The organism is Flavobacterium sp., assembly GCF_043720215.1.
Classification (GTDB): Bacteria; Bacteroidota; Bacteroidia; order Flavobacteriales; family Flavobacteriaceae; genus Flavobacterium.
Genome location: NZ_JAYSSZ010000243.1, coordinates 1 through 2,913 on the forward strand (window position 1 = coordinate 1; position 2,913 = coordinate 2,913).

The following is a 2,913-nucleotide window of genomic DNA, read 5'->3' on the forward strand; positions in this document are numbered from 1 at the left end:
AATTTTACGCATTCAAGCTTAAATGCATAATCATATTTGACTTTTCTTTCCATAAAAATACCCCCAAATAGTGTCTAACTTTTTGGGGGCAGTCTAAAACTATGGTTTTTTATTTTACTTTCATTCCTAATTACGGTACTAATTATTACGGTATATTACAAACGATTAAAACAAATAACCACAAAAAATAATTTAATTATTGATAAACTAAAACTTGAAAATTATTTAAACGAAAGCAGAGTTAAATTAATTAAAGCACAAATGAATCCACATTTTTTCTTTAATGCACTCAATACTATTCAATCCTATATTACGACAAACGAAACTGAAGAAGCTACCAATTATTTAAATAAATTTTCGAGGCTAACTCGTATGATTTTGGAAATGACCGATAAAAACTGGATAACCTTGGAAGACGAACTTCGTATGCAAACGTTATATCTTGATTTACAGAAAGTACGACTTTCCGATTTTAATTTTCAAATAGAAATGAATCAAAAAAATATGCAACAAATTACCATTCCTACAATGTTATTGCAACCCTATATCGAAAACGCCATCATTCATGGATTGGCGCACAAATTGGGGCCAAAAAGATTGTATCTTGATTTTAATGTTGAAAATAATCGACTAAAAATAAGCATAAAAGACAACGGAATTGGGATAGAAAAAGCAACTAAAATTAACCAAAAAAACACTTCAAAAAACACTTCTTTTGCTACAAAAGCAACTTTGGAGCGATTAGAAATCATCAACAGGAATGAATGCGAAATTTCGGTTGAAACCAATGAAATTCTTGACTCGAATAAACAATCGGCAGGAACAGAAGTAAAAATAATCATGGATTTACGTTATGAATAAATATAAAACCGTCATCATCGAAGACGAAAAAAGAGCTCAAATTTTGTTGCAAAACATTTTGGAAAATCATTTTCCGAATATCGAAATTTTGGCCGTTGCCGATGATTTGCCTTCGGGAGTAAAAGCCATCAGAAAACACAAACCTGATTTCATTTTTCTAGACATCGAAATGCCAAATTATAGCGGATTGGAAATATTAGATTTTTTTGACGAAAATCTGGTCGATTTTTCCATCATTTTTACCACTGCTTACAATCATTATGCGATAGAAGCATTGAAAATTTCGGCGGTAGATTATTTGTTAAAACCATTGAATAAAGAAGATATTAAAGACGCTCTCGAACGTTTTGAAAAGAAAAAAAACAAACAAAACCAAGAATCGTTTTCGAGTTTGAAAAGTATTATTCAAGATAAAAAAATAAATAAAATCGCTGTTCCTGAGGGAAATCAATTGCATTTTATAAAACCAGAAACAATTATTTACATCAAAGCAGATAATTCTTATTCTGAAATCTATTTGGATAATGGTAAAAAAATGATTGTGAGTCGTTCTATCAAAAATTTTGAAGATGGATTGAAACAAAATAATTCTTTTTGTCGCATTCATAAATCTTATCTGATAAACACTTCGTACGTTGAACGATACGACAAATCAAACGGAGGTTGGATTACACTAACTAATAAAACGGAATTGCCCATTTCGTCTGAAAAAACCAATGATTTTTTGAATATGATTGATAAAATTTCGAGATAAGTTATACTTCATTCATTTTAAAACCTATACTTTGTAAATCGTCCCAAAAATTTGGATATGATTTAGAAACAACCTCAGCATCTTCAATTATAATTGAAGTTTTTAAAGCTAAAGGCGCAAATGCCATTGCCATACGATGGTCTTGATAGGTTTTAATCTTTATATCAGAATTAATTTTTAAAGATTTTTCTAAAGTTAAACTATCATTAGTAACAGAAATATTTGCACCTAATTTTGTTAATTCAACTTGTAAAGCTTCTAATCTATCGGTTTCTTTTATTTTTAAGGTATGTAAACCTGTAAGATGACAACTTATTCCTAGTCCGAAGCAAGTTACGGCAATGGTTTGGGCAATATCCGGAGAATTATTCAATTGATAATTGACAGTTGATAATTGCTTCGCCTGTTCACTATCGTTCGAGTGACAATCACTGACTTTTTGAATTGTAATTAAATTATTTTCAAAAATTGTTTGAACGCCAAAATCCTTATAAATTTCTGCTAATACGGAATCTCCTTGTAAACTATTTTGCTTGTAATTTGACAATGTGATTTGTGTCCCAATTTCTGACAGCGCGATTATGGAATAAAAATAAGAAGCGGAAGACCAATCAGATTCAATTGATAATTGACAATTGATAATTGATGGTTTTGGTTTTACCGTGACAACATTTCCCAAGAAAGAAGTTTCAATTTCTAAATCATTAAGTAAAGCCAAAGTCATTTTTATGTACGGAACAGAAGTAATCTCGCCAACTAGCGTTAGTTCTAATCCGTTTTCTAATTTTGGTGAGATTAATAAAAGTGCCGAAATATATTGGCTGCTTACATTTGCAGGAAGTGACACTTTATTTTGAGTAATTATTTTTCCTGTTATTTTTATAGGTGGAAAACCTTTGTTTTCTAAATATTCAATTTCTGCTCCAAGTTGTTGCAAAGCTTCGATTAGAATTTTTATTGGTCGTTCTTTCATTCGAGAGGAACCCGTCAAAATAATTTCTCTACCTTCTTGCATAGCAAAATAAGCCGTTAGAAATCGCATGGCGGTTCCTGCATGATGGATGTCGATTACACTTTCATTCGAAATTAATGTTTTAATCATAACTTCCGAATCATCTGAATTAGAAACATTTTCTAAAACTAAGTTTGGATACAATGCTTTTAATAATAACAATCTATTGGTTTCGGATTTCGAACCAGAAATTTTGATTGACGATTGTAATTTGCAAATTGATTGATTGAGTTTTAGATTCATGTTCATTTTTTTGTCATTTCGAGGAACGAGAAATCTCACTAAC

3 protein-coding genes are annotated in these 2,913 nt (G+C 30.4%); 2 read left to right on the forward strand and 1 reads right to left on the reverse strand.

The features are described from left to right. The first annotated feature begins 249 nt into the window (after nucleotides 1-249). Both ACHZC3_RS10705 and ACHZC3_RS10710 read left to right on the forward strand, forming a co-directional pair. Nucleotides 250-861: a sensor histidine kinase gene (locus tag ACHZC3_RS10705; RefSeq protein WP_394759853.1), complete on the forward strand. Its 612-nt coding sequence runs from the start codon at nucleotides 250-252 to the stop codon at nucleotides 859-861. Further along, nucleotides 854-1,615: a LytR/AlgR family response regulator transcription factor gene (locus ACHZC3_RS10710; RefSeq protein WP_394759852.1), complete on the forward strand. Its 762-nt coding sequence runs from the start codon at nucleotides 854-856 to the stop codon at nucleotides 1,613-1,615. Before ACHZC3_RS10705 ends, ACHZC3_RS10710 begins: the two co-directional genes overlap by 8 nt. Nucleotide 1,616: 1 nt before the next feature. Here ACHZC3_RS10710 and ACHZC3_RS10715 read toward each other — a convergent pair whose 3' ends face one another. Beyond that, nucleotides 1,617-2,870, reverse strand: coding sequence for a 3-phosphoshikimate 1-carboxyvinyltransferase (locus ACHZC3_RS10715; protein ID WP_394759854.1), 1,254 nt, complete (start codon nucleotides 2,868-2,870; stop codon nucleotides 1,617-1,619). Nucleotides 2,871-2,913: the final 43 nt, after the last annotated feature.

Coding starts and splice junctions, on each gene's coding strand:
- ACHZC3_RS10715 (WP_394759854.1), bottom strand. CDS start 2,870: ATGAATCTAAAACTCAATCAATCAATTTGCAAATTACAATCGTCAATC.
- ACHZC3_RS10710 (WP_394759852.1), top strand. CDS start 854: ATGAATAAATATAAAACCGTCATCATCGAAGACGAAAAAAGAGCTCAA.